We start from the raw sequence: 25,610 nt of genomic DNA, 5'->3' as shown, positions 1-25,610 counted from the left end.
TTATACCAATGGGCGCGTTGTTCGGATAGTCTCCTACGGCATGATGGACCAGAAGCGTTTCCTTTTGTCTTTCATGCCCATCGCGGCCGCCGTCGTCGGTCTGAGCTTCACCTTGAATGGGTGCGGGAGCGATGAAAATAGCGGACCAGGGGGCAGCGGAGGGGCCGGTCCTGGCGGAACCGGCACGGGCGGCGGCGCCACCACGGGGCCGGGCTCGGGGCCCGGCTCGGGCACGGGCACGGGCACGGGCACGGGCGCCACGACGGGCACGGACGCTTCCGCGACGGGCAGCGGAGGCGGTCCGGCGGCGACGACGAGCGGGACGGGGGGGTCGGGCGCCGGCGCGACGACCGGAACCGGCGCGGGCGGGAGTGGGACGATCGAGTGCGACGAGCCGGGCGGGACCGTGCCGCCGCTCAAGCTCACCGAGGTGGCGAGCGGCCTGCGTAGTCCCGTGTTCGTGACGAGCGAGCCGGAAGATGCCAGCCGGCTTTACGTGGTGGAGCAGGGCGGGACCATCCGGCTCATCAGCGGAGGCGTGGTGCAGAGCACCCCGTTCCTCGATATCACCGCGCAGGTCCAGCAGATCCAGTACGACGAGGATGAGCGAGGTCTCCTCGGGCTCGCGTTCCACCCTGACTACGCGACCAACGGGCGGTTCTTCGTCTACCACAACACGAGGTCGAGGACGCTGGCCCTCCGCGAGTTCAAGCGTTCGGCGTCCAATCCGGACCAGGCGGACGCGGCGCAGGTCCGCGAGCTCTTCTCGTTCCCGGTGCTGGTCGGCAACCACAACGGCGGGATGCTCGCGTTCGGTCCCGATGGAATGCTCTACGTGGGCGTCGGCGACGGCGGCGGCGACACCTCGAATCCGGACCCGGACAACAACGGGCAGAACATCGAGGTGAAGTACGCGAAGATCCTCCGCGTCGACGTCGACAACCACCCGACGCCGCCGGCCGGGAACGTCGCCGGCGGAGACCCGTTCGTGTGGAATTACGGGCTGCGCAACCCGTGGCGCTTCAGCTTCGACCGCTGCCGGGGCGATCTTTACATCGGAGACGTCGGCGGCCGCCTGTTCGAGGAGATCAACGTCCAGCCGCGCGGCGAGGGCCACAAGAACTTCGGTTGGAGCGTCACCGAGGGGGACGTCTGCCTCCAGAGCGACCAGGGAATTCCGTGCACCTCGCCGATGATCACGCCGCCCGTCAAGCGCTATGATCACGACAACGGCGACGGCTCGGTCACCGGCGGCTACGTCTACCGCGGCAGCAAGATCCCGGCGCTCCGGGGCAAGTACCTGTACGGGGACTTCGCGTCGGACCGGGTGTGGATGTTCACCTGGCGCGACGGCGTCGCCACGCCCTCGAGCCCGACCGATCTCGGCACCCAGCTCAGCCAGGACCTCAACTCCGTGAGCACCATCGAGGGCCTCGCCTCGTTCGGCGAGGACGCCGCGGGCGAGCTCTACATCGTCTCTTACGGCGGCAAGATCTTCCGGATCGATCCGGAATAGGTCGTCCCGCGCCGCGAGGCCATCACGCCGTTCATCGTCGGTTCACGCTGTCCGAAGAGCAGCTTGCCAGATCTGGATCCGCGCTATGCAGAAGAAGTCGATGTTGGGGGTTGGTTGGGTGCTCGCGCTCGGGTTGCTGAGCGGCGGAGCAGCAGCCGGAATCGATGATCTCCAGGGGACCAAGGCGGGCGCGATGCCGCAGCCGAACAACCTCGGCACCGCCGAGCGCTGCGCTGGATGCCACCGCGCGGAAGGCCAGGACCCGCTGGATTACATGCCCACGGACACGTGGGCAGGCACCATGATGGCCAACGCGTGGCGCGATCCGGTCTTCAAGGCGGCGCTCACGATCGCCAACCAGGACGTGCCGGGGATCGGCACGTTCTGCTTGCGCTGCCACACGCCGGTCGGCTTCGTGAACGGGAGGGCGACGCCGCCGGACGGCTCCGGGCTCGACCCGAACGCCGCGTCCGACGGGAAGATCGTCGATGGCCAGGGCGTCAGCTGCAACGTGTGCCACCGCGCGAAGCCGACCCTCGGCGAGGACGATAAGCCGTCGTACCACCTCGGCAACGCGCAGCTCGTGTTCGACACCACGCCGGAGGCCGCCGGGTTCACCAGCACGCCCGTGATGTACGGGCCCTACGAGAACGTGGAGTCGAACTCCCACGTCGGCGAGCGGGACCCCATGCTCGCCAGCTCGCAGTTCTGCGGGCAATGCCACCAGGTCACGAACCCGGAGGTCATGCTCAGGAACGCGGACGGCACCGAGACCACGATCGAGTTTCCGCTCGATACGACCTTCGAGGAGTGGGCCTCCAGCGACTTCCGCGACGGCGGCGCGGACCCTCGGAGCTGCGTCGACTGCCACATGAAGAGGAAGACCGGGGAGCTGGCCGTGGCCGATCTCGGCCCGCTCCGCACCGATCCGCGCGATCACGTCCTCGTCGGCGGCAACCACTGGGGCATCCAGGCGGTCATGGCGGCCGAGAAGGAGTACGTCGCGGAGCGCGAAGCGTCCTTCCAGCTCGCGCTCGACCGCACCCTCGAGAGCCTCGCCTCGGCCGCCTCGGTCGCGCTCGTCGAGGCCCCCGAGGAAGCGAGGCCCGGCGACGAGATCACCGTCGCCGTCCGCGTCGAGAACCTCACCGGCCACAAGTTCCCGACCGGCTACGCCGAGAGCCGGCGCGCCTGGATCGCCGTGTTCCTCGTCGGCGAGGACGGCGTCGAGCGGCCGCTGCTCGGCGGCTACGACGCGGACACCGGCGAGATCCAGCACGAGCCGCCCACCCACGAGTACCGGGCCGTGCACGGGCGCTGGGACGGCGACGCGGGCGCGGGGGAGAAAGAGGAGCACCTCGCGCTCCACGACATGATCATCTCCGACACCCGCATCCCGCCGAAGGGCTTCGTGCCGTCGCAGAAGACCCAGCCGACGCCGGAGATCGACTTCGGCGACGGGAACGGCGGATACCGCAACTACGACGAGGCGCGCTTCACGCTCACCGTCCCCGCCGGCGCCTTCGGCGCCCAGACGCTCTCGGCGCGCGTCTACTACCAGTCGATGACGAGGGAATACATCGACTTCCTGCGCTCCGAGAACGTCACGGACGACCTGGGAGAGCGGCTCCACGCCATCTACGAGGAGACCGGCGAGGCGCCGCCGATCCTCGTCGCGAGCGCCGACGCGTCGATCGATCTGGGGGAGGCGCCCGACAACACCGGCGGCGGCGACGCGAGCGGCGGCGGGGACGCCAGCGGCGGCGGCGGCGACAGCTCGACCGGCAGCGGCCCGGACGGAGCCCGCGAGGCGGGCGGGTGCGGCTGCCGGACGCCCGAGAGCGGCCACGGCGGGTGGCTCCCCGCGGGCCTCGCCGGGCTCGCCCTCGCCGCCGCCGCAGCCCGGCGGCGGCGCGCGCACCGGCGGCGCTGAGCGCCGTCCGTCGCGAGCAGCAGCGCCGGGGCGGGCGCGTCGCGCGCGTCTGTCCCCCACCTTCGCGGCGCGCCCTTTTCGCTCGCCTCGCCCCCCGACGACAGCATAGATAAAGCGCCGAGCGCCTCCTCGGCGAGCCTCGCCTTGTCCATCTCCCGCCTCGTCGATCCCCTGCTCGTGCTCCTCGTCGTCGCGGGCATCGGCCTCGCGCTCTCCGGCGGCGGCTTTCCGTACCGCGCGCGCTGGTCGAAGGTCGGGCGGGCGCTCGCGTGGAGCGCCTGGCTCGCGCTGTGGCTCCTCTCGTTGCCCGCGGTCTCCAGCGCGATCTCGCGCCGGATGAGCACGGCGCCGCGGGACCTGCGGCCGGAGCTCGCCCAGAGCTCGCCCGAGCGGCGGGTCCTGATCGTCCTCACCGCCGGGATCGACGCCGACGAGTTCGGCACGCCCGCCCTGGAACGGCAGACGGCGGACGGCATCGAGCGCGGCCTCGGCGCCGCGCGGGTCTACCGCACCTACGGCTTCGGCCACGTCATCGTCTCGGGGCGGGACCTCCGGCGCGCGCCCACCGAGCTCGCGGGCGCCATGGCCGACCTGCTCGTCGAGCTGGGCGTGCCGAGGAAGAAGATCATCCTCGAGACCGAGTCGCGCGACACCCGGGAGAACGCGCTCCACTCCGCCCGGATCGCGCGCAGCCTCTCGCCCGACGCCGTGGTGCTCGTGACGAGCGCGCTCCACATGCCGCGCTCGCTCCGCATGTTCGAGCGCGCGGGCCTCGACGTCCTCCCCGCGCCGGTCAGGTTCCAGGCGCCGCCGCACGAGGGCCTGGGGCGGCTGCTCCCGTCGTCGCTCGCCCTGCTGCGATCGCACCGCGCCGCCCACGAGCTCGTGGGCCTGCTCGAGCCGTAGCCCGCGCGATCGCCGCGAACGCGCGGGCCGCGGCGATCACGGCCGCGCCCCCGCGCTACCAGGTGACCTTCTGCGAGCCGCGGACGAAGCGCCACAGGCCGACCACGGCCGCCGCGTTGAGCACCACGAACGTGCGCGCGAGCGCGCCGAGCTTGCCCGCGGCGCCCCCGAGCGCCGCGAGCAGGTAGAACGCCGCCTGGCCGCCGAACAGCGCGCGCGCCGCGTAGAGCGTCCACGACGCGTCGCCGCTCGCCTCGGCGCCGACCCAGGCGGCCGTCGACGTGAGCAGCAGCGCGACGAGCGCCCAGGGGCACACGAGGCGAAGCAGCTTGTGAGAGAAGATCTCGAACCAGGACGGGTTCCGGAACGGGACGAGCAGCGCCGGGAGCAGCGAGAAGAGCTGGTAGTTGCCCGCCAGCGTGCGCACCTTGCGGCCGAACTCGCGCTCGTCGCCGAAGGCGTCGTCGTACGCGATCGCGTCCTCTGCGAAGAGGATCGAGCGGCCCTCGAGCCGGAGCCGCATCGGCACCCACATGTCGTCGAGGATGACGCCCTCCGGGAGCTGGCTCATGTCGGCGCGGCGGATGGCGTAGATGGGGCCGGTCACCCCGACCATGCTCCTGAACCGCCCCTCCTGGAGGCGGATCCAGTTCTCGTAACGCCAGTACGCCCCCGAGCCCGCCGAGCCTTTCAGCACCAGGTTGCCGGAGACGCAGCCCGCGCCGGGATCGGCCAGGAGCCGCACGAGCGCGCGCAGCGCCCCGGGCACGAGCGGCTGGCGGACGTCCGTCATGAGCAGCACCTCGCCCGTCGCGGCCCTGAGCATCGTGTTCACGCCGATCGGCTTGCCGCGCCGCGACTCGCTGACGATCACCTTCACCCGGGGGTCGCGCTCCGAGAGCTGCTGGGCCACGCGCACCGTGTCGTCGGTCGACCCGTCCGAGTAGAGCAGGACCTCCAGCTTGTCCCTGGGATAGTCGAGCGCGAAGAGGCTCTCGACCTTCGCCGGCAGATACGACGCCGCGTTGTAGACGGGGATGCACGCCGTCACCGTGGGGACGTAGCTCGGGTCGTCCTTCCGCTGCGCGGGCCAGAGGCGCGCCAGGATGCCGATAACGATCGGGTACCCGAAGTACGTGTACACGAGCACCGCGACGGCCAGGAAGGAGGCGATGACCACGCTACACTGTAAAGCGCCGGTCGGGGGCGCTTGTCAATCGACATGGAGGGACGCCGCCGAGCCCCAGCGGTTTGCGTTTGCGCGCGCGTCGCACGTCGCTCGTCGCTCGTCGCATCGGCGCGCGTCGCGAGCGGCGCGCGCGGTGATGCGCGTCGCGAGCGGTGACGCGCGCCGCGCGCGATCAGTCGCGCACCTTCACGCTCCGGATGACGTCCCCGTCCACGAGCGCAGCCCACGGCCCGGCGGCGACGCCGACCGCCGCGTACTGGCCGTCGAGGTGCGGCGCGCGCGCGTGCATGACGAAGAGCTGGCTCGATCCGGTGTCGCGGCCGGCGAGGGCCACGCCGACGCGCAGCGGCTCGAACGGGACCGGCGACGTCTCGCAGCGGAGCGCCGGCCTGCCGGGCGGACCTCCGGCGCCGTCGCCGAACGGAGCGCCGAACTGGGTGACGAAGCCCGGCACCACGCGGTGGACGATCTTGCCGTCGTAATAACCGGAGCGCGCGAGATCCACGAAGCGGGTCACCGCGACGGGCGCGAGCGCGGGGTCGAGCGTCATCGTGAGCTCGCCGGCGTCCGTGTCGAAGGTCAGCGCCGCCGGCGCGCGCGCGAGCGCGGCGGCCTCCGCCGGCAGCTCGCCGGCCGGCGGCGCGGCAGCCGGCCGCCCGGCGTCGCCCGGCGGCCCGGCGTCGCACGCGATCTTGCGGCCGCGGAGCACGCCGAGCGCCGTCCCCGCGCGCGCCCGCGTCGTGGGGTAGCTCGAGCGGCAGAGCTCCTCGAGCCGCGCCTCGGCCTGCTTGAGCGAGAGCGCCCCCGCCGCGTCGATGACCGCGCCGATCAGCTCCGGATCGTCGCGCACGCCGGGGCGGTCGAGGAGCGAGAGCAGCGCGCCCTCGATCGCGGGCGACGTGACCGCGGCGGGCGCGCCCTTGTCGTCGAGCCGCCGCTTGCGCTTCCGCTTCCCCTGCGCCGGCGCCTCCGACGCGCGCTGGGGCTGCCGCGCGATGACCTCCGCCGCGGCGGCGACGAGGCCCGGCTCCTCCGCGGCGAGCGCCTTCGCGAGCAGGTCGGGCGCGCCGTCGATCTCCTCGTGCGAGGCGATGAGGTCGATCGCGGCCTCCCGCGCGCGCAGATCGCCCGACCCGGCGTAGGCGCGGTACGCGGCGAGCCGCGCGCCCGTGATCGCCTCGCGGCCGATCACCTCGACGACCGCCCGGGCGCCGATCGAGCCGCGCACCGGCGCGGCGGCGTCCGGCTTGCTCCCCGGATCCGGCGGCGCCGTGACGTCGCAGCCGAGGAGCAGCGGATCGCGGTGGTTCGCGCCGGCGAGGAGCTTGGCCGCGCCGCAGCGGAGCCACGCGAGGCGGCGGAGGATCGCCGCGGGCGCGCTCGGCGGCGGCGGCAGGGCGGCGAGCTCGCGGAGCGGCTTGCGCGCGGCGCCCGCGGATCCGAGCGCGTCGAGGGCGGTGAGCAGCACGCCGAGGTCCTCGCCCACGAGGCCGGTGAGCGCGATGGGATCCGCGCTCGGGACGAGCGCGGGGAGCGCGTCGGCGAGGGCGCGCTGGCCGGGCGCGCCGAGCCGCTTGAGCGCGCGCGCGGCCTCGGCGCGCTCGCTCGGGGCGAACACGCCCTTCGTGCCGAGCACGCGCGCGAGCTCGGGGGCGGCCGCCTCCCCTGCCCGGCCGAGCGCGCGCACCGCGAAGAGCCGCGCGTCGCCCGCCTCCGCGAGCCGCGCGGCGGCGACGTCGCGGATGCGGGGGATGACCGTGAGCGGGACGTGCTCGAGCCGCCCGATCGGGTAGAGCGCCTCCGGGACCGGCGGGCTGGCCGCGCTGCCCGCGGCGAGGTTGAGCAGCGCGACGAGCGTCTCCTCGCGCAGCTTGAGCTTGATCGCGGCGAGATCCCCGAGCGCGTACGCCGCGTGGATCGCGCGCTCGCGCGGCCCCTCGAGCCACGCGACGAGCGTCGGCTCCGACGCCTCAGCGCCGCACCGCCCGATGGCCCGGGCGAGCGCGCCGCCCGCGTCGAGCCGCGGCGCTCCCGCGGACGCGCCGGCGCTCGCGGACGCGCCGGCGCTCGCGGATGCGCCGGCGCTCGCGGACGCGCCGGCGCTCGCGGACCCGGCGCTCGCGGACCCGGCGGCGCTCGCGGACCCGGCGGCGCTCGCGGACACGGCGCCGCTCGCGGACGCGGCGGCGCCCGGCGCGGCCGCCTGAGCCGGGCGGGCGTCGCGGGCGAGCGCGCGCGCGACGAGCGCGGAGACCGTCTCCGCCTCGTGGCCCTTGCACGAGAACCCGAGGCCGTAGGCGGCCCACGCGACCACCTCGTCGTCCTCGTCGGCGAGCGCGCGCGCGAGCCCGGGCCGCGCCGCGTCGCCGCCGATGCGCGCGAGCGCCCGCGCGGCGGCGCGCCGCACGTCGACGTCGCGGCTCTGCTGATCGGCGGCGCTCACCTCCAGGGCGGCGCGGCGCTGCTCCGCGGCGAGGAGGGCGTCGAGCCGCGCCGTCGCGCTGGCGCTCGGGGCCGGCGCCGCCGCGGAGCTCCCCGCGTCCGGCGCGGGGCCGGGCGCGGGCTGCTCGGTGCAGGCGGCGAGCGAGAGGAGCAGAGCGAGGAGCGGGGAGGGTCGCCTTCTCGGCATGATCACGTCTCACCCCGGCGCGCGCCGTCGAGCAGCCAGTCGGCGCTCTCGCAGAGGATCTGCCGGCGGCGCATCGCGCGCGCGTCGAGCCACATCGAGACCACCTCGTGACCGCGCAGCCACGCGCGCGCAACCATCGGAGCGCGCACGTGCGGCGATGGCAGCGCGCAGGCGTCGATCCCGACCTCGCGGAAGTTCTGGAGAGCCCTCGCCATGTGCCAGGGGCAGGTGACGATCGCCGCGCGCCGCGCGCCCATGCGGCGCAGGAGGGCCGCGCTGAAGATCGCGTTCTCGTGCGTCGTCAGCGACCAGAGGTCCTGCAGGATGGCGCGGGCCGGGACGCCGGCGCGCAGCAGCTCGGCGGAGAGCACGCGCGCCTCGATCTGCGCGCCCCAGCGCCGCCCGCCGCTGGCGATCACCCACGGCGCGACCCCGTCGCGGTAGGCCTGCGCCGCGCGCGCCGCGCGGCGCGCGCCGGGGGCCGCCGGGCGCCCGGACGGGAGCATCCTGCAGCCGAGGACGACGATGGCGTCCGCGTGGAGCGGCATGCGCCCGACCATAGCCCATCGGCCGTGGCCGTCGCGCGTCTGCTGCGCGGGGCGTGCCCTGCCCTCCGGCCGCCAGGACGCCGCCGCGGCCTCCCGCCCCGCCGCGGCCTCCCGCCCCGCCGCGGCCTCCCGCCCCGCCGCGGCCTCCCGCCCCGCCGCCCGCACCGCGGCCGCCCCTCCCCCGCCCCGCCGCGGCCTCCCCCGCCCCGCCTGCGAGCCCCCGCGCCACGGGCTCCATGCCGAGACGTGGCCAGCTTCCTGGCGCTTTTGCGGCCCGTCGCTGGGCTGCCGCCTACCCTGCAACTACATTGGCGCCGTGCCCCTGCTCCCCCGGCCAGGTCTCCACGTCTGCGACCTTCCTTGCTCCCGGTGCACCTGCCGGCTTGACGCTGCCCGCGCTCGGAATCTAATAGCTCTACCTTGAAACGGGCGGGGTTCAGCGAGCGAGGCAGGATGCGGATCAAGATGTGGGGGGTTCGCGGAAGCATCCCCACGCCCGGTGCAGGCACGGTCGAAGTCGGCGGCAACACGAGCTGCTACGAGATTCGTGCCGGCGAGACGCTGGTCATCCTTGATGGCGGGACGGGGCTCCGTCTCCTCGGCCAGGAGCTGGTCAAGGAGATGCCCTTCGAAGCCTGGATGTTCTTCAGTCACGTGCACTGGGATCACATCCAGGGCTTCCCGTTCTTCACGCCCGCGTTCGTGCGCGGGAACAAGATCCATCTCTACGGCGGCCTCAACGTCTCGCGGACGCTCGAGGAGACGCTCGCCGGGCAGATGGACTACCCGAGCTTCCCGGTGCACCTCACGGAGATGGGCGCGGCGATGACGTTCCGCGATCTCTACGAGGGCGAGGTGGTCACGATCGGCCCGAACGACGACGTGCGCGTGACCAACGCGCGCGGCAACCACCCGAACGGCGTCTACGCGTACCGCGTCGAGCACGAGGGGAAGGTCGTCGTGTACATCACCGACTCCGAGCACTACGCCATCGTGGATCCGAAGCTGAAGAAGCTCGCGATGGGCGCCGACGTGCTGATCTTCGACGCGATGTACACGCCCGAGGAGTACGCGGGCGAGGTGGGCGGCGGCCCGAAGACGGGCTGGGGTCACGCCACGTTCGTCGCGGGCTGCGAGCTCGCGAAGGCGGCGGGCGCCAAGCAGCTCGTCCTGCACCACCACGACCCCAACCAGACCGACGCGATGGTGCGCGAGAAGGAAATGCGCGCCCGCGAGCTCTTCCCGAACACCATCGCCGCGCGCGAAGGCACCGTCATCGAGATCTAGCGCGCCGCCCCGCCGGCCGTGGGGGCGGGCGCCGCTCGGCGCTCTGGAGGAGGCGGCGTCGCTCGCCGCCCACCCCGAGCGCTCTCTCCGGATCACGCGCTCTTGGCCATCGGCTCGCGGGTGATCTCCTCGATGCGCGCGCGCATCCGCTTCTTCGCGCGCTCCTCGATCTGCCGCACGCGCTCCTTGCTGACGCCGAAGTCGGCGCCGAGCTGCTCGAGCGTCACGGGGCTGTCGGTCAGCCAGCGCTGGCTCATGATGCGGCGCTCGCGGGGCGACAGCTCGCTCACGACCTTCTGCAGCGCGCGCGAGAGCTGCTCGCGCTCGTCGGCGGCGCAGGCTTCCTCCTCGGGCGTGTGCGAGCTCGACGCGAGCCGCTCCATCGGGGCCACGCCGTCGTCGCTCGGAGAGCGCTCCAGGCTCACGTCGCGCGCCATGAGCAGCGGCAAGAGCTCGGCCGCCCGCTCCTCCGACAGGCCGCTCAGCTCCGCCAGCACCGCCGGGTCCTTCTCGTGCGTCTTGCGGTAGATGCGCAGCGCGCGGCGCTCGCTCTTCGACGAGCCGAGGCGCACGATCCGGTACCCCCGCGCCACGTGCTCGCGGATCTCCGCCCGGATCCAGTAGGCCGCGTAGGTCGCCAGGCGGCAGCCGCGGTCCGGATCGAAGCGCTCCGCCGCCTTCAGGAGGCCGATGTTCCCCTCCTGGACGATGTCCTCCATCGGGAGCCCCCACCGGCGGTACTCGAGCGCGATCGTCATGACGAACGGCAGGCACGCCTCGATGAGGCGCCGGCCCGCGTCCCGGTCACCAGCGCGCCAGCGGAGCGCGAGCTCCCGCTCGGCCTCCGGGCTCAGGGTGGCGTAGTTCGCGAGCTCTGTACGATAAGCCGAGAATGCCGCACGATCCCAGGTGGTGCTCATGGTCTCTTTGTTCTCCGCCGCGCGCCGATCAAGGAGGACGCGGGTCGAGAGACCCTGCGAGCCGGTGGGCGGCACCAGGCCAGATGCAGGCGCGATGCCGGGATAAACCCTACGAAATCGCCTTTTTTTGCGCTGGAATGCGCAACGTGTTCGGATCCCCGGAGGGACGCGAAAGCTTTGCGGGAAAGCGGAGGAGCACGGATGCGCGGCGTTGAGCGCAGATCCACGGCGCGCGAGCGGCGAATGAGAACGGGATGTTGCGTCCAGGTTTCGGGCGCGGACCGGGCCGCCCGCGCGGAGGGCGTGGGCAGCGCCCGCAGGGCCGTTCGCGCGTCGCGCGCGCCGATGACCGCGGTCGCCCCTGCCCCCGCGACGCGCGCGCCGATGACCGCAGTCGCCGCCCCTGCCCGCGCGGCCCGCGCGCCGATGACCGCGGTCGCCCCTGCCCGCGCGGCCCGCGTCGTGATATCCGGAGAGCAGTGAGGACACGCGTCGCGAGCTCCGTCGCGTGCATCGCCGCCTGCCTGGCGACGCTCGCCTTGCTCTCGCGCGAGGCGGAGACGCCCGCGGCGAAGGCGCGGCACGGGCTCTCGCGGCCCCTGCTCCACGCCCTCGCGCCGGACGACGAGGAGATCGACGGCGTCGGCTGCGACCCGAACGCCCTCGACCGCGGCATCGCCGTGCCCACCGGGGCGCCGACCTCGCTCGGCTGCGAGCAGGCGCGCGCCATCGTCGCCCAGGCCCGCACCACGCTGGCCGCCCCGCCGCTCCGCATCGATCCCGCAAAGTTTGCCGAGGCGACGTCCGACTGGCTCGATCCGCACGGGCTGTGGTCGGTCGCGCCCGATGCGCCCGTGGGGGCGTCGCTGCGGCGGGAGGCCGCCGCGCTCCTCGCCGATCTGCAGGCGCCCGTGGGCAGCGGGCCGTGCTCGGCGGCGCTGCGCGTGGGCCAGGAGCTGTCCCGGTGGTCGCGCGAGCTCGACGGGGTCTTCGACGAGGGCTACCGCCGCGGGCTGGCCCGCCCGCCCGCGACGGCCGCCGAGGCGTGGGCGCTGATCTCCGCGGCGCCGTTCGAGGACGGCGAGGTGACGCGGAGCGCCCGGGATCTCGCGCGCGAGCTCGGCCGGGAGGTCGGCGCGCTGCGGGCGCACTTCGGGGAGCCGCTCGCCCGCTACGCCGACGCCGTGCGCGAGCGCGCGGCGCCCTCGATGAGCGACGAGGGCTGGGCGCGCACGGTGATCGCGGCCGCGGTGCGCGCCTACGTGCCCCAGCTGGACGCCCACGGCGCCTGGGCGCCGCTCGAGGAGGAGGTCTCCATCTACGATCTCGATCTCGAGGCGCACCCGCCGGCCCGGCTCTGGCAGGAGATGACGCGCACCGCGATCGGGGTGCGCATCGATCGCGGCGCGCTCCCGCCGCTCGCGGACGGCGACGTGGTGATCCGGATCCAGGATCTTCCGATCTCCGGGATGAGCGTCGAGCAGGCCGAGCAGCTCGCCGTGCTCGCCGACGTGCGCCCCGGGACGACCGCGCGCGTGGCGCTGCTCCGCCGCGGCGCCGCGGCGCCGCTCGAGCTGAGCGTGGCGCCGCACCCGATCGGGCCGCAGCCCGCAGAGGCCGCGCCGGCGGAGCTGCCGCTCGATCTGGTGCGGTTCGGCGACGGCAAGGTCGCGGTGATCAGCATCCCCGACGTCCCCGACGACCTCGGGGACCGGGTCGCGGCGGCGCTCCACCGCGCGCGCGCGCAGGGCGACACGCGGGGCGTGATGCTCGACGTGCGCGCGAACGGCGGCGGCTCGACCGACGGGGCGATCGCCGCGCTGGGGCTGTTCCTGCCGGGCGTGCCGCTGTTCCCGATGCGGCGCCGCGACGGCGGCGTCGAGGTGGAGCGCTCGCCCGACGTGCCCACGGAGCGCGGGTGGAGCGGGCCGCTCGCGGTGCTCGTCGACGGCGACTCCGCGAGCGCGGCCGAGATGATCGCCGGCGCGCTCGGCAGCTACCGGCGCGGCGTGGTCATCGGCGATCGCACCTACGGCAAGGGGTGCGCCCAGGAGTACCTCGACGACGACGCCCACGTCGGCGTCCTGCGCCTCACCACGCTGCTCTACGCGCTGCCGGACGGCGCGCCGGTGCAGAAGGTCGGCATCGTGCCGCAGGTGCAGCTCTCGCTGCCGGCGACGAACGAGCGGGAGGCGCGCGTGGACCGGGCGCTCGGCCCGTGGCGCGGCCCCGACGTGCGCGATCTGCACCGCGTGCGCGAGGTGCCCTGGCCGGCGCACGCGGGGCGGGTGGGGCCCTGCCGCGACGAGACGATCTGCCGCGCGCTGCGGTCGCTCGGCGCCGCGCCGGCGGCGGCGCGCTGACGCGCGTCAGCGCTTCCAGAACTTGCCGAGGAGGCCGCCGGCGGGCGTCGGGTCGTTGGTCGTGCGGCTGCGCATCTCCTGCACGCGCACCTCGCGGATCGCGTCGAGGTTCTTCGGGTTGATCTCGGCCGCGAGGCGGAAATCGCGGATCGCGCGGTCGATCCGGCCCGAGCGCTTGAGGAGCATGCCGCGGTAGAAGAGCGCCCGCTCGTAGCGGGGCTCCTTCCGCAGGACGACGTCCAGCGTCTGGATCAGGTCGTCGTAGTGCGCGCTCGTGGCCCCCTCCGCGAGCGCGGGCGGCTCGCCGCGCCGCTGCGCCTGGATCCAGACGAGCAGCGTCATGTACTCCGGCTGCTCCGGGTCGGCGTTCAGCGCGCGGCGCGCGCGGATCTCGGCGCCGGCGAGGTCGTTCTTCTTGAGCAGGATCTCGGCCTTCTGGAACTCGAGCGCGGCGTCGACGACGCGGGCGATCTTCTCCTCGTCCTCCGCGGGGGGCGCGGCCTCCTTCGGCCCCTGCAGGTACTCGGCGCGCCGCTTGGGGTCGCTCAGCGTCTGGTAGGCCTCGCTGATGCGGGCGAACACGCGCGCGACGAGCGGCTTGACGTCCTGGAGCTCCGGCGGCGTCCGGTCGGGGTGCCACTGCTTGGCGAGCGCGAAATAGGCGCTCTGCACGCGCTCCGGGGGGACGTCGTCCGTGACGCCGAGCATCTGGAAGAAGCTCTCGCCGTCGATCGCGGCGGCGCGCGCCTCGATCTCGGCGCGGCGCGCGGCCAGCTCGGGGCTCAGCGCGGCGCGCGGCGGCGGCGGGAGATCGGAGGCAGGCGCGGCGCCCGCCTGCGGCCTCGCGGGCTCCTGCGCGCGCGGGGGCGGGAGCGGCGACGCCGCCTCGGTCCGCCCCGCCCGCGCGGCCCGGCCCTCCGCGCCGACGGCCGCCATCTTGACGGTGGGCGCCTGCTGCATCGGCGGCTGCGCGCGCGCCCCGGCGAACGACGGCGCGAGGGGCTGCTTCGGGACCCTCGGCTCGGCGCCGCGGGGCGCGCCGCCCGGATCGCCGCCGGCCGCGCGCGGATCGAAGGGCGCCGCCGGGCCCGGGAGCGCGACGCCGCGGCCGTCCGGCGCCCCGGACGGGGGCGGCACGGTCGACCGGCGCGGGGCGATCGGCTCGGCGAACGGCGACCCCGACCGCCTGCTGGACGGCGCCGGCGCGTCGGACGGCCGCGGCGACGCGCGGCCGTCGGCCTCGCCGCGCGCCGCGCGCGCCGCGGGCGCCGTCGAGCCCGAGGTGGGGCGCGGCGACCGCGCCGCCGCGCCGGCCGGCTCGCGCTGGGCCTGGCCCGCGTCGGCCGGGGCGGCGCTGGCGGACCGCTCCCGGCCGGAGCCGGCGGGCGCGCCGAGCCCGACGGGGCGCCGGCCCGGCGCGCCGAGATCGAGGTGCCGCGTGATCGCGAGCGCGTAGATCGTCAGCCGCACGACGCGCTCCTGCGCGACGCCCGCCCCGACGAGCTCGGCGAGCGTCATGCGCCGCGTGCGCAGGAGGTCGACGACGGCCGCCTCGTCGCGGTGGAGCTGGAACCGCTTCATCTCGGCCTCGACGTGGAGGCCGAGCTGCCGGCTCTGGATCCGGTCGAGGGTCGCGTCGATCAGCGGATCGTCGGCGTGGAGCCGAACGCCCGCCATGATCACCGCGAGCGGCTCGCACCCGATGAGCTCCGGGCCGCCGTAGGACGACAGCAGGTTCTGGCCGTCGTAGTAGGCGTAGCGCGTCTCGGGCGGGAGATCGTAGAGCGCGACGAGCTTGCGCACGAGCTGCTCGCGCAGCACGCCGAAGACCGTCTCCCGGTCGAGCAGGCCCCGGGAGACGAGCAGCCGGCCGTGCAGCACCCGCCGCTTCGTGATGTCCCGGAGCGTCTCCCGGAGGGTCGCCTCGTCGAGGAGGCCGAGCTCGAGGATCACCCGGTCGAGCGGGGCGACGATCGTCCCGGTCCAGATCTTCGCCGGCACGCCGTCGCTGAAGAAGATGCCGTGGCGGACGCCCTGGGGGTCGATGAAGCACGCGGTGCCGGTGAGGCGCCGGTCGAGCATGTACACGAGCAGGTGGACGAGCGGCGTGCGCGCGAGCGCGCCCTCCGCGGTCGGCGGCTCGCCCGGCAGCGACAGCACGGCGATGGGGCCGGCCATCGCCGAGGGCGGCAGCTCCGACACCGGATCGCGCTCGCGCCGCGATGGCTGCTCTCCCCAGCCGCGGGCGCGCAGCGCGGCCGGCCGCGCGCTCTCCTCGGGGACCTCGTCCGGATGATCGCTGTCTGTCTGCACCGACCACGACTCCTCTCCGTGAGCGCCCTTCGGGGGCGGGTACGGGTCCGCCGGCGCGGCGGGCTCCTGCGGCTGCGGTGGATCCGGCCAGCGCGCGGTGGTGCGCCCGGGCCGCAACGTGGGCGAGAGCCTGCCGGACGGGGCCGGCGGCAGATCCGCGAGCATCCTGGCCTCCGCGCCGCCGTCGTCGACCGGCACCGGCGGCGCGGCCTCGGGCGGCGAGGCGGGCCCGCGGCCGGCGTCGCCGGGCCGCGGCTGCGTCCTCCGGCTCGCCGGCGAGCTGGTCATCGGCAGCGTCGGCGACGAGGGCCGCGTGATCGGCTGCGGCGGCGGCATGCGCAGGCTGGCGAGCGGCGACGCCGGCGCCTGCGCCGAGCGGACGGGCGGCTCTGCAGGGATCGTCGGCGTCCTCAGCGACACCTGCGGCGCCTCCTGGACGGCCGCGTGGGCGCGCATCGACGCGGCGGCGGGGTCGTCGCTGGTCGCGACGATCCGGCGGATGTGCCGCGTCGGCTCGCCCTGGCGAGGCCGCTCGGCGAGATCGACCTCGAGCGCGCGCCCGATCGGCCCGCCGGAGGCGTCGAGGACCAGCCGCACGCGCGGCTGCGAGTAGCGGGCCGGGTGCGCCGGCGTCTGCACCACCAGCGCGACCTCGCCGGTCGAGAGCTCCACGAGCGTGCCGGTCGGAAAGATGCCGAGCGCGCCGACGAGCAGCCGCAGCACCGCGCGGTCCGCCGGATCGGTCGCCTCCTGCTCGAGCTTGGCGATCGCCTCGTCGGCGGAGAGCGGCGCCTCGCCCGGCGCGGGCGTCAGGAGGTCGTTGAAGGCGCGGGCGGTCGCGAGGATGCGCGCCTGCAGCGTCGGCTGGCGGAGGCCGCGGTAGACCGGGCCGAGCGCGGCCTGGCGGCGCACCCAGTGCGCCTCGTAGGCGACCACGGTGCGCGTGACGCTGGGCTCGTTGACGAGGCCGAGCGCGGTCAGCACGACCGCCGTGCCGGCCGGGACGTCCGCGTCCTGCTGCTCGCTCAGCTGCGGGACGAGCCCGCCGCCGCCGCTCCGCGCGACGCCGGTGAGCCGCGGCCGCGCGATGTCGAAGAGCAGCGCCGCCATCGAGAGCCGCTGCAGGAGCACGACGTCGCCCGTGATCTGCCGGGCCATGGCGAGGCTCAGGATCGCGGTGTTCACCGCGCGCCCGGCGTCGTCGTGGTTCTGGTTGCGGAGCGCGGTGACGCCGAGGAACGCCGGCGTCTCGTTCGCGGAGAGATCGACGAGGCGCTGCGTGATGCGCTTGACGCCCTGCCGCAGGGCGTAGCGGCCCTGCCGCAGGTCGTCGTAGAACCGGCGGAGGATCACGATCGCCGTCGCGTAGGTCCGCACGATCGCCGACGTCTCGTCGCCCTCGCGATCGACCGCCACCTCGCGGCGGAGCACCTCCTCGTCCACGGCGCGCAGGCGGACGCGCGGCGCCGGGCGGTCCGCGAGCGCCGGCCTCGCGCTCCGGAGGGCCTCCGCGAGCGCGGAGGCGAGCGCGTAGAGGTCGCTCGCGCGGACGTCCTTCGCGATCCCGATCTCGGAGTAGCCGCAGCGGCCCAGGATGTCGCCGAGCTCGAGCGCGCCCTCGTAGACGGCGCGGTTCGCCTTGAGGAGCTGCCCGGAGACGAAGACCGAGCCGCGGGTGAACAGGATGGAGACGTTGTGGCCGGAGCGCTGGCCGAAGTCCTGGACCAGCGAGACCGTCTCCTCGACCTGCCGCACCATGGCCTGGTTGTCGATGGCGTGCAGCGTCGAGAGCTTCACCAGCCGGAAGAGCGCCTGCACGACGCTGGCGGCGAGATCGCGCGCCTGCTCGCGCCGGATGTTCTCGGACACGTTCTGGCTGATGACGTCGACCTGGGGAGCCGTCACGGGAGATCTCCGACCGTCGAGATCCGCTTGCCGAGGCGGCCGGCGATCGCCTCGGCGGCGGCGCTCGCGGCGTCGCGCAGCGCCTGGCTGTTCCAGGGTCGCCGCTTCGAGGCCGCGAGCGCGGCGTCGAGCGCCTCCTGGGAGCGCGCCTCGCGGCCGAGCAGCTCGGCCGAGAGGCAGCGGGTCTGCTCCGCGGCGTCGTCCGCGAGCAGGCCGTGCCGCTGGAGCAGCTCGACGGCGACCGACTCGCCGCGCGCCGGGTTCAGCGTGTAGAGCGCGCCGAGGAACTCGCGCCGCTCGTCGAGCGTGAGCTGGTGGAACGAGCTGTCCTGCACGCGGCGGACGAGCAGCGGGCCGGCCGCGCGGACCTGGTGGTGCGCCAGCGTGCGGAGCGCCGCGACGCGCACCTCCGGGGGCGCCGACTCGGCGAGCGAGAGCAGCTCGTCCCGGATCTGCTCGGGGCTCGTCGCGAGGTGGGCGATCGCCTCGCAGCGGAGCGCCGCGTTCGCGCACCCGGAGAGGCGCTTCAGCGCGCCGAGGGCGCCCTGCGTCCGCGACGCGGCGAACATCTTGAGGATCGGGCGAGCGACGTCGAGATCCAGGGTCATGAGCGCGTCGACGACCCCCTCCTCGTGCCCGGGCAGCGTGCGCTCGAGGTGGCCGAGGAGCGCGCGGCGCAGGGGCTCGTGGCCGACGTGCCCGACGACCTCCATGGCGACCGGCAGGGTCTCGCTGCCGAGCTTGTGCAGGATGGGCGCGAGGCGCTGCGCGACGAGATCGAGGTCCACGGGCGCGGGCGGCGCCGCGGCGCCGGGGGCGCCCGGCGCGACGACGCGCGTCGCCTCGCGGAGGAGCAGCCGCATCGTGTCCGGCGGGAACATGCCCCGGGCGAGCTCCGTCGCGAGCGCGCCGCCCTGCTGCCTCGGCGCGAGCGCGTCGAGCGCCTTCTCCAGCGCGTCGTGCATGCCGAAGAGCACGTCGAAGCGGCGCGCGAGGATGAGATCGCGCGCCGAGGCGGCCATCGGCTCGGTGACGAGCTCGACGTCCTGGTAGCGCTTCGCGTTCAGGAAGGCGTCCGCCACGATCTCGACGAAGCGCTCGCTCCAGCGATCCGGGCTGAGCACGAGCTGCGTGCCGAGCGCGCGCTGCGCGACCGGGTCGAGCGCGAGCGCGCTCGCGGCGCGGCGCGCCGCCCGCAGCGCGGCCGCGTCGGTGTCGATCACCATCGCGGCCGCCTCGGCGCGGTTCGCCCGCTCCTCGGCGGCGCGCCGGGCCATGCTCTCGACGTCGTCGGCCTCGTGCCAGAACTGCTCGCGATCGGCGGCGTCCCCCTCGGCGAAGACGCTCACGACGTCGTAGCGCACGTGCTCGAGGCGGCGCTCCCACAGGGCCGCCGCGACGTCGTCCTCGGGGGCGAGGTCGCGCAGCGGATCGAGCAGCAGCACCTCGCAGAAGGCGCGCAGCTCTTCCTCGGTGATGCCCGGGAGCAGCTGCACGCGCCGCACGCCGGCCGCGAAGAGGTTGTACGGGACGAGATCGAGCGGGTGCTGCGGCTCCCAGACGGTCCGCCGGCGGTGCTCGAAGGCGTACGGCGAGAGCGCCCAGTGGACGAGGCCCCCGTCCGCGCGCAGCGCCTCCACGATCGCCTGGAAGGTCGCGCGGAGCTTGTTGTCGGCGTCCGGGTGGGTCCAGCCGTAGTGGCGCACCGCCGGGAGCAGCCGCTCCATGCGGCGGAACACCTCCGTGAGGCGCGTGACCGCGGGGTCGTCCGGCTCCGCGTCCCCCGGCTCTTCCTGGGGCGCGGGCTCCGCCGGCGGTCGCATCCCGACGGCCGTGGGGGACTCGTCCGGCGGGGGGCGCCCCGTGCTCGGCGGCGCGGGGCGGCGCGGGACGGACGCGCCGAGCTCCTCGAGGACGCGCAGCACCTCCTGCCGCATCTGCGCGGCCGAGTCGAAGCGGTTGCGCCGATCCCAGGCGAGCGCCTTGTCGACGAGGCCGATGACCGAGGCGGGCAGCTCGGGCGCGATCCGCGCGAGCGACGGGGCCGGCGTCGTCGCGGCGAGGATGAACGCCTCGTTGTCCGAGCGGCCCTGGTGCAGGCGCTGCCCGCTGAGCACGGCGTACAGGGTCGCGCCGATCGAGAAGAGGTCCGCCCGCCCGTCGACCCCCTCGGTCAGCCCCATCGCCTGCTCCGGCGCCATGAACGACGGGGTCCCGAGCGCCGTGCCCGCCTTGGTCTTGTCGCCGGGCGCGCCGCGCAGCCTGGCCACGCCGAAGTCGAGCAGCTTCACCACGTTGTCCTTCGTGATGAAGATGTTCGCGGGCTTCAGGTCGCGGTGGACGATGCCCTCGGCGTGGAAGCTCTCCAGCGTCTTGAGCACCTCCCCGGCGATCCAGAGCGCCTCGGCGACGGGGAGCTTCCGGCTCTTGCGCTTCCAGAGCTGCTGCACGGTCTCGCCGTCGAGCAGCTCCATGACGAGGAACGGCTCGTCCTGCTCGGTGATGTCGTCGTCGAGGATCGCGACCCGGCCGGGGTGATCGATCTTGTTGGCGACGTACCCCTCGCGCAAAAAGCGGTCGCGGATGCCGACGTCCCGCGCGAACTCGGCGTGCAGGATCTTCAGCGCGGCGCGCGAGCCGTTCCGGTGGGTGGCGGCGTACACCGACGCCATGCCGCCCACGCCGAGGAGGGCGTCGATCCGCCACTTGTTCTTGAGGGTCATCCCGACGCGGGCGCGCGCCCGCTGCTTCTCGTCCGGGGCGTCCGAGACCTCCGAGGGAGGAGGGATGACGGACTCGGGGATGACGCCACGTGAGGTCATTCGGCCACCGGAAGGCGGGAAATCGTATCACCTCCGCGCCCTCGCCAGGTTCCGGATTTCGGGGGGCAGGCAGTGCGCCTTACCGTTTCCTGGCGCCGGGCGGGAGCAGGGCGAGCCCTGGCACGGGAGCTCGTTCCGCCCGCCGGAAGTCCGGCCGGGGATGCGACGAGGTGCCGCGCGGGCGTCGAGCCGGCCGGGATTACGAGGGGCGAGCGCCGGCCGATGGCGAGGGGGGCGCGGGCGCGGGCGCCGCGGGCGAGGGCGCCGCGGGCGCGGGGGTCGCGGGCGCCGGCGCCGTCGCAGGCTTGCCGTCGGCCGGTCCGGCCTCGGCGGCCTTGCGGGCCTTCTCGCGCCGCGCCGCCACGCGCCGGCGCCGCTCGTAGGCGCTGGTGACCTCGCGGACGATCTCGGGGTGACGCCGGAAGACGTGCGCTGCGGTCTTCCGGATGGCGGCAACGCGGTCCACCATGAGGTGCAACATCTGGTTGCGGATCGTGGCCGCGGCGGCCGAGGCGACGCCTTCGGGGACCGTTTCCATCGCTCGCCGCTGCAGATCCTCCGCGAGCTTCCTGGCCTCGGCGATGAGGCGCACGTCGAACTCCTCGTCCGCCTCGACCAGGCGGTCCTTGAGCGCCTCCGCGAGCCCTGCGTAATCGCGGAGCGCCTGCGAGAGGGCGCTGGAGCGCTGGCCGTCCTGCGCGTGGAACTCCTTGATGCGCGCGAGCTGCGCGTCGGCGGGCTCGTCGACGTCGTCGTCCAGCAGGAACTCGAGCGCCGACTCGAGCTCATCGACGACGAACCGGGCGCGCTCTCCGACATCGGTGACCGCGGGATCGACGATGAGGAGCAGCCGCGTCTGCGCCTCCTGCACGGCGTGGACGATGGAGAGCAGATCCTCGCTGGTCGACGCGGGCAGCCGGTTCTTGACCCGCTTGAGGCCGGGGCGATCGCCGTCGGGCTCCCAGTACTTCTCCACGAACGCCGCGGCGGCGACCGCCTCGCGCACGGCGACGTCGTACGGCACCTTCAGCGGGTTGTCGGTCCGCCCCGTCTCGGCGGCGGCCTTGACCCAGCGATCGTAGTCCTTTCCCTGCTTTGCCATGGCGATTGCTTGTTCCCTCCTCCTGCGTCCGCGCCTCTCCGGCGCGGCGCGGCAAGGATGAGCTCGCTCGCGGCGATGTCCAGCATCCAGCACGAAAGGGGCTGGTCCGGACGCGCGCGGGGGACATCCGGAGCGATGAGGTAGAGCGGCGGTATGCGGAACGCCGGGGGGCGCGTCCGGATGGCGGGCCGCGTGTCCGGATGACGGGCCGCGTGTCCGGATGGCCGGGGGGCGCGTCCGGATGGCCGGGGGGCGCGTCCGGATGGCCGGGGGCCGCGTCCGGATGGCCGGGGGGCATGTCCGGATGACGGGCCGCGTGTCCGGATGACGGGCCGCGTGTCCGGATGGCGTCCGAGCGCCCGGCGCCTGGTCGCCGATGGTTCCAGCGATCGATCCATTTCTTGAGAAAGCCACGCCTCCACGTCGATAGATCCGCGCGAACGCCAGGAGGACGGCCACCGCCTTCGCCCGTGCCTGGGCCCGAGGTGCTTCGGCTGCCGTCGTGTCCGCGCGTGCTCCGACGAGGAACATGGTCGTGACAGCCGCCCGCAGCTCGATCGAACACCACCTCGCGACCGTGCCGGTCGACGGGCGCGCCCCGGCCGACGACCGCGTCACCGAGCCGGTGGCTCGCGGCGCCGCGCCTCCAGCCCCGCTGGTCACCGAGCCGCTGTTCGCCGGTTTCACGCCGCGATCGGCGCTTCCCTGGCCGCCGCCTCGGCCGGCGACCGCTCCGGTGGCGACCGCTCCCGTGGCGACCGCTCCCGTGGCGACCGCTCTCGTGGCGACCGCTCTCGTGGCGACCGCTCCGGTGGCGACCGCTCCGTTGCCGCCCGCTCCGATCGCGCCGCAGGTCGCCACGCAACCCATCGTGATCGAGGTGCTTTGTCCGCCGGTCCGCCGGGCGCCGCGCCCCTCGAGGGCGGAGTCGCCGCCGCGCGCGCGGGCGGTCGCCCCGCGCCCCCGTCAGCTGGCGGTGAGCTGGCTCATCGTCGCGTCGATTGCGGCGTTCTTTGGTATGGTCGCCGCACTCCTGATGCGGTGGTGGGTGGGATGAGTCAGGGCGAGCACAGCGCAGCGGACGACCCTGCCGGGACGCCTTCGCCCCCGGCTCCCTATCTTCCGGGCAGCGTCGTCGCGGGCCACAGGCTCGTGCGGATGCTCGGCTGGGGCGGCCTCGGCGCCGTCTACGAGGCGGTCGACGAGTTCACCCAGCGGCGGGTCGCGCTCAAGCTGCTGCTCCCCCACCACGCCGGCTCCGAGCAGGTGCGCGAGCGCGCCCGCAAGGAGGCCATCGCGCTCTGCCGGCTGCGGCACAAGAACATCGTCGCCGTGCACAGCGCCAACATGCTGCCTGACGGCACGGTCTGGATCGCCATGGAGCTGCTCGAGGGCCAGTCGCTCCGCCGGCTCTGCCAGGTGGAGTCGCCGCTGCCGATCGCGCGGGCGCTCCACATCGGGATTGAGATCGCCGACGGCCTCGCGGCGGCGCACGACCTCGGGATCGTGCACCGCGACGTGAAACCGGAGAACGTGTTCGTCGACCGGCACGGCGACGTCAAGCTGCTCGACCTGAACATCGCGAAGGTCCATGTCGACGGCCTGCCGAGCACGCAGCCGGGCCAGCGGTTCGGCACGACGGCGTACATGGCGCCGGAGGAGTGCTACGGCGATCCGTGCACGCCGGCGAGCGACGTGTACGCGCTGATGCTCGTTCTCTACGAGATCCTGGCCGGGCGCTACGTGTTCGCGGCGGGCCGCGGCCTCTCGGAATTCCCCAACGAGAAGCAGCTCGTGACGGCGCACCTCCTGTGGCTGCCCAGGCCGCTGCACGAGGTCGCGCCGTGGATCCCGGCGTACTTCTGGCCGGTGTTCCAGCTCGGGATGGCGAAGGACCCGGCCGCGCGCTTCCGGCACGCCGGCGCCGCGGCGAGCGCGCTCCGCGAGCTCCGGGAGCGCTACCAGTCGGACGTGCGCGCCGGCCGGCTCGCCGGGGGCCCGGACACGGCGCAGCCGGGGCAGCCGGGGTCCCGGCGGGAGCATCACGCGCCGCAGTCGCCCGAGCGGCTGCTCACGGCGCCGAGGCCCGACGAGAGCCGGGTGATCCTCCATGGGCCGGCGGCCTCGGCCGAGCTCGGCGGGGGCGGGGCGCGCGAGGAGGGCGCGACGCCGGCGGCGCGGCCGGCGCAGCCTCCGGCGCCTCCGTCGCATCCGCCGCCGAGCGCGGCGCCGGCGGGCGACCCGGGCTGGCCGCTGCTCGTGACCCCCGGGCCTCTCACGGTGCGATCGTCGCCGGGCGGTCAGGGGGCGAGCGGCTCGACGGCCGGGCTGCCGTTGACGGACCGCGTCGCCGACCGGCGCTGGCGAGCGCAGCTCCTGCGCCGCTGCGTCGCCGCGGCGGTGCTGGCGATGCCGATCTCGGGCGCCGTGACCGCGCTGTACCTCCATGCGCGCCGCGAGCGCCCCGCGGAGGCGGCGCCCGCCGGCGGGGGCGCGGCCGCGGGCAGGTTTGCGCCGGCGGCGCCCGCGCGCCCCACCTCGAGCGCGGCCGCCGGGACGGTGCCGGCGGAGCCCTCGCCCAGCGGCGCGCGCGGGACCGGGACATCGCCGGACGGACGCGACGCACGCACGGCGCAGGCCGGCGCGCCCGCGCGCCCGGTCGAGACCGGCGCGCCCGCGCGCGCGGCCGAGACCGGCGCGCCCGCGCGCGCGGCCGACCCCCCCGAGGTCGAGGCGCCCGAGACCGCACCGTCCCCCGGCGCAGACTCCGGGGGGATGGCGTCCGGACCGAGCGCGGCGCCGCAGGCGAGCGCGCCGCCGCAGGCGAGCGCGCCGCCGCGGGCGAGCGCGCCGCCGCGGGCGAGCGCGCCGCCGCGGGCGAGCGCGCCGGCGACACGGGCGCGTCCGGTCGCGGGGGCGGCGCAGGCGCCCGCGCGGCGCCCGTGGGACTGGCTGTTCACGTCGAAGTCGAAGGGGCGCGACGAGGAGAGGGGCGTCTACCCGGACGAGGAGGAGGACATCTACCCGATGCCCTCGCGCGGGCGCGCCCCCGCGCCCGCCAGGCCGGCCCCGCCCCGGAACGGGGAAAAGATGCCGTTCGGCGACAAGCCGAATTTCTGAGGGTGCGTGCAGCGCCACGACCAAGGAGCGACGAGATGCCGACCGACGAACCCAGCGCGACCGATCCCTACCTCGACGAGGTCGTCGAGCGGACGCTCGCGCCCTACCGCGGGATCGCGCCGCGCGACGTGATCGAGGCCATGCGCGAGCTGCTCGTCGAGGCGCTCACCGAGGACGAGGTCGGGCGGGACCTCCTGGAGCGGGCGCGGCCTCGCGCGGCGCCGCTCGGGAGCGGCGTGGAGGCGCGCGACGGCGCCGGGGAGCCCCGGCGCAAGGCGGGGGGCGGCGAGGATGGATGAGCTCAGGGAGAAGCTCACGCCGGCGCAGCAGGCGCTCGCGGCGTCGGCGCTGCACGAGGTGAGCGGCGTTGCGCGCCGGCTCTCGCCGAGGCTGCGCAAGCACCTCTCGTTCGACGAGCTGATGTCGCTCGGCCGGACGGGGCTCATCGAGGCGGCGCTCGCCTACGATCCGGCGCAGAACGACAGCTTCCCGCGCTTCGCGCGGCACCGCATCCGGGGCGCGATGCTCGACGGGTACCTCCGGGAGGCGCGGGAGCAGGACCGGGTGATCGCGCTCTGCCTGCAGGGCGGGTACGACTACATCGCGCGGAAGCGGCGGTACGGCGACGTGATGACCGACGTCGACGGCAAGGCGGAGGAGCGGCTCCTCGACCATGTCGACGGGGTGGCGGCGAGCGTCTTCGCGACGGCCGCCGGGGTGGCGAAGCCGGCGACCGGCGAGGAGGCGCTGTCGCGGCGCGAGCGCCACGAGCGGGCCCACGCGCTGCTCCGGAGCACCCTGGAGAGGCTGACGCCGCGCGAGGCCGAGGTGCTGTCGATGCATTACGTGGAGGGGCAGCCGCTCAAGGAGGTCGGCGGCGCGCTCCGGCTCCCGCACCCGGGCGTGTACCGCGTCCACGACCGCGCGATCGTGCGGCTCGGCAAGCTGCTGCATGCGGCCGGGGTGACCGAGGCGCCGCCGCGCGAGGACGAGCTGTGAGCGGGCGGGCGCGGCTCGATGAGCGATGAGAAAGATGAGAATTCGGACGCGCAGGGGC

Annotated in this window: 15 protein-coding genes; 8 read left to right on the top strand and 7 right to left on the bottom strand. The window is 74.9% G+C overall.

The window, feature by feature from the left end; translation table 11 throughout:
• The first annotated feature begins 40 nt into the window (after window positions 1-40).
• The 3 genes from WME98_RS30360 (at window position 41) to WME98_RS30350 (ending at window position 4,355) form a co-directional block, all read left to right on the top strand.
• Window positions 41-1,516, top strand: coding sequence for a PQQ-dependent sugar dehydrogenase (locus tag WME98_RS30360; protein WP_437945212.1), 1,476 nt, complete (start codon window positions 41-43; stop codon window positions 1,514-1,516).
• 100 nt (window positions 1,517-1,616) lie between these two features.
• Window positions 1,617-3,449, top strand: a complete 1,833-nt coding sequence (locus WME98_RS30355) for an MYXO-CTERM sorting domain-containing protein (RefSeq protein ID WP_437945211.1) — start codon at window positions 1,617-1,619, stop codon at window positions 3,447-3,449.
• Window positions 3,450-3,593: 144 nt separating this feature from the next.
• Window positions 3,594-4,355: a YdcF family protein gene (locus tag WME98_RS30350; protein ID WP_437945210.1), complete on the top strand. Its 762-nt coding sequence runs from the start codon at window positions 3,594-3,596 to the stop codon at window positions 4,353-4,355.
• A gap of 55 nt (window positions 4,356-4,410) precedes the next feature.
• Here WME98_RS30350 and WME98_RS30345 read toward each other — a convergent pair whose 3' ends face one another.
• From WME98_RS30345 to WME98_RS30335, 3 genes are all read right to left on the bottom strand, one after another.
• Window positions 4,411-5,535 carry a glycosyltransferase family 2 protein gene (locus WME98_RS30345; protein WP_437945209.1) on the bottom strand — a complete coding sequence of 375 codons (1,125 nt, stop codon included), beginning with the start codon at window positions 5,533-5,535 and terminating at the stop codon, window positions 4,411-4,413.
• A gap of 181 nt (window positions 5,536-5,716) precedes the next feature.
• Entirely contained in the window at window positions 5,717-8,173 is a 2,457-nt protein-coding gene (locus WME98_RS30340; protein ID WP_437945208.1) for a peptidylprolyl isomerase, read from the bottom strand.
• A gap of 2 nt (window positions 8,174-8,175) precedes the next feature.
• Window positions 8,176-8,721, bottom strand: a complete 546-nt coding sequence (locus WME98_RS30335) for a YdcF family protein (protein WP_437336297.1) — start codon at window positions 8,719-8,721, stop codon at window positions 8,176-8,178.
• A gap of 465 nt (window positions 8,722-9,186) precedes the next feature.
• On the opposite strand from WME98_RS30335, the gene WME98_RS30330 reads away from it, so the two are divergent.
• Entirely contained in the window at window positions 9,187-10,008 is an 822-nt protein-coding gene (locus WME98_RS30330; protein ID WP_236644465.1) for an MBL fold metallo-hydrolase, read from the top strand.
• Between the two features lie 92 nt (window positions 10,009-10,100).
• On the opposite strand, the gene WME98_RS30325 is transcribed toward WME98_RS30330, so the two are convergent.
• The gene (locus WME98_RS30325) at window positions 10,101-10,928 is read right to left on the bottom strand and encodes a sigma-70 family RNA polymerase sigma factor (protein ID WP_061621450.1); all 828 of its coding nucleotides are present in this window, start codon (window positions 10,926-10,928) and stop codon (window positions 10,101-10,103) included.
• A 479-nt stretch (window positions 10,929-11,407) separates the two neighbouring features.
• On the opposite strand from WME98_RS30325, the gene WME98_RS30320 reads away from it, so the two are divergent.
• A complete protein-coding gene (locus tag WME98_RS30320; protein ID WP_437945207.1) occupies window positions 11,408-13,291 on the top strand; it encodes a S41 family peptidase in 1,884 nt (627 codons plus the stop codon).
• Window positions 13,292-13,297: 6 nt separating this feature from the next.
• Here the strand turns inward: WME98_RS30320 and WME98_RS30315 are convergent, their stop codons facing one another.
• The 3 genes from WME98_RS30315 to WME98_RS30305 all read right to left on the bottom strand — a co-directional run bounded on the left by WME98_RS30315 (window position 13,298) and on the right by WME98_RS30305 (window position 21,433).
• The gene (locus tag WME98_RS30315) at window positions 13,298-17,509 is read right to left on the bottom strand and encodes a DnaJ domain-containing protein (protein WP_437945206.1); all 4,212 of its coding nucleotides are present in this window, start codon (window positions 17,507-17,509) and stop codon (window positions 13,298-13,300) included.
• Window positions 17,506-20,331, bottom strand: a complete 2,826-nt coding sequence (locus WME98_RS30310; RefSeq protein WP_437945205.1) for a protein kinase domain-containing protein — start codon at window positions 20,329-20,331, stop codon at window positions 17,506-17,508. Before WME98_RS30310 ends, WME98_RS30315 begins: the two co-directional genes overlap by 4 nt.
• Window positions 20,332-20,530: 199 nt before the next feature.
• Window positions 20,531-21,433, bottom strand: coding sequence for a hypothetical protein (locus WME98_RS30305; RefSeq protein WP_437945204.1), 903 nt, complete (start codon window positions 21,431-21,433; stop codon window positions 20,531-20,533).
• A gap of 1,053 nt (window positions 21,434-22,486) precedes the next feature.
• Here WME98_RS30305 and WME98_RS30300 point away from each other — a divergent pair.
• Genes WME98_RS30300 through WME98_RS30290 form a run of 3 tightly spaced genes read left to right on the top strand, consistent with a single transcriptional unit; the run spans window position 22,487 to window position 25,552 of the window.
• Window positions 22,487-24,553: a protein kinase domain-containing protein gene (locus WME98_RS30300; protein ID WP_437945203.1), complete on the top strand. Its 2,067-nt coding sequence runs from the start codon at window positions 22,487-22,489 to the stop codon at window positions 24,551-24,553.
• 35 nt (window positions 24,554-24,588) lie between these two features.
• Window positions 24,589-24,852, top strand: coding sequence for a hypothetical protein (locus WME98_RS30295; protein WP_437945202.1), 264 nt, complete (start codon window positions 24,589-24,591; stop codon window positions 24,850-24,852).
• Window positions 24,845-25,552, top strand: coding sequence for a sigma-70 family RNA polymerase sigma factor (locus tag WME98_RS30290; protein ID WP_437945201.1), 708 nt, complete (start codon window positions 24,845-24,847; stop codon window positions 25,550-25,552). Before WME98_RS30295 ends, WME98_RS30290 begins: the two co-directional genes overlap by 8 nt.
• Window positions 25,553-25,610: the final 58 nt, after the last annotated feature.

Source organism: Sorangium sp. So ce296 (assembly GCF_051529605.1).
Lineage (GTDB): Bacteria > Myxococcota_A > Polyangia > Polyangiales > Polyangiaceae > Sorangium > Sorangium cellulosum_D.
The sequence above is the reverse complement of the archived record's forward strand: the minus strand, read 5'-3'. Positions and strand labels throughout refer to the sequence as shown.

Bases quoted from the DNA above. Each gene is read 5' to 3' on its own strand.
- WME98_RS30360 (WP_437945212.1), top strand. From the start codon at position 41: ATGATGGACCAGAAGCGTTTCCTTTTGTCTTTCATGCCCATCGCGGCC.
- WME98_RS30355 (WP_437945211.1), top strand. From the start codon at position 1,617: ATGTTGGGGGTTGGTTGGGTGCTCGCGCTCGGGTTGCTGAGCGGCGGA.
- WME98_RS30340 (WP_437945208.1), bottom strand. From the start codon at position 8,173: ATGCCGAGAAGGCGACCCTCCCCGCTCCTCGCTCTGCTCCTCTCGCTC.
- WME98_RS30335 (WP_437336297.1), bottom strand. From the start codon at position 8,721: ATGCCGCTCCACGCGGACGCCATCGTCGTCCTCGGCTGCAGGATGCTC.
- WME98_RS30330 (WP_236644465.1), top strand. From the start codon at position 9,187: ATGTGGGGGGTTCGCGGAAGCATCCCCACGCCCGGTGCAGGCACGGTC.
- WME98_RS30325 (WP_061621450.1), bottom strand. From the start codon at position 10,928: ATGAGCACCACCTGGGATCGTGCGGCATTCTCGGCTTATCGTACAGAG.
- WME98_RS30310 (WP_437945205.1), bottom strand. From the start codon at position 20,331: ATGACCTCACGTGGCGTCATCCCCGAGTCCGTCATCCCTCCTCCCTCG.
- WME98_RS30305 (WP_437945204.1), bottom strand. From the start codon at position 21,433: ATGGCAAAGCAGGGAAAGGACTACGATCGCTGGGTCAAGGCCGCCGCC.
- WME98_RS30300 (WP_437945203.1), top strand. From the start codon at position 22,487: ATGAGTCAGGGCGAGCACAGCGCAGCGGACGACCCTGCCGGGACGCCT.
- WME98_RS30295 (WP_437945202.1), top strand. From the start codon at position 24,589: ATGCCGACCGACGAACCCAGCGCGACCGATCCCTACCTCGACGAGGTC.
- WME98_RS30290 (WP_437945201.1), top strand. From the start codon at position 24,845: ATGGATGAGCTCAGGGAGAAGCTCACGCCGGCGCAGCAGGCGCTCGCG.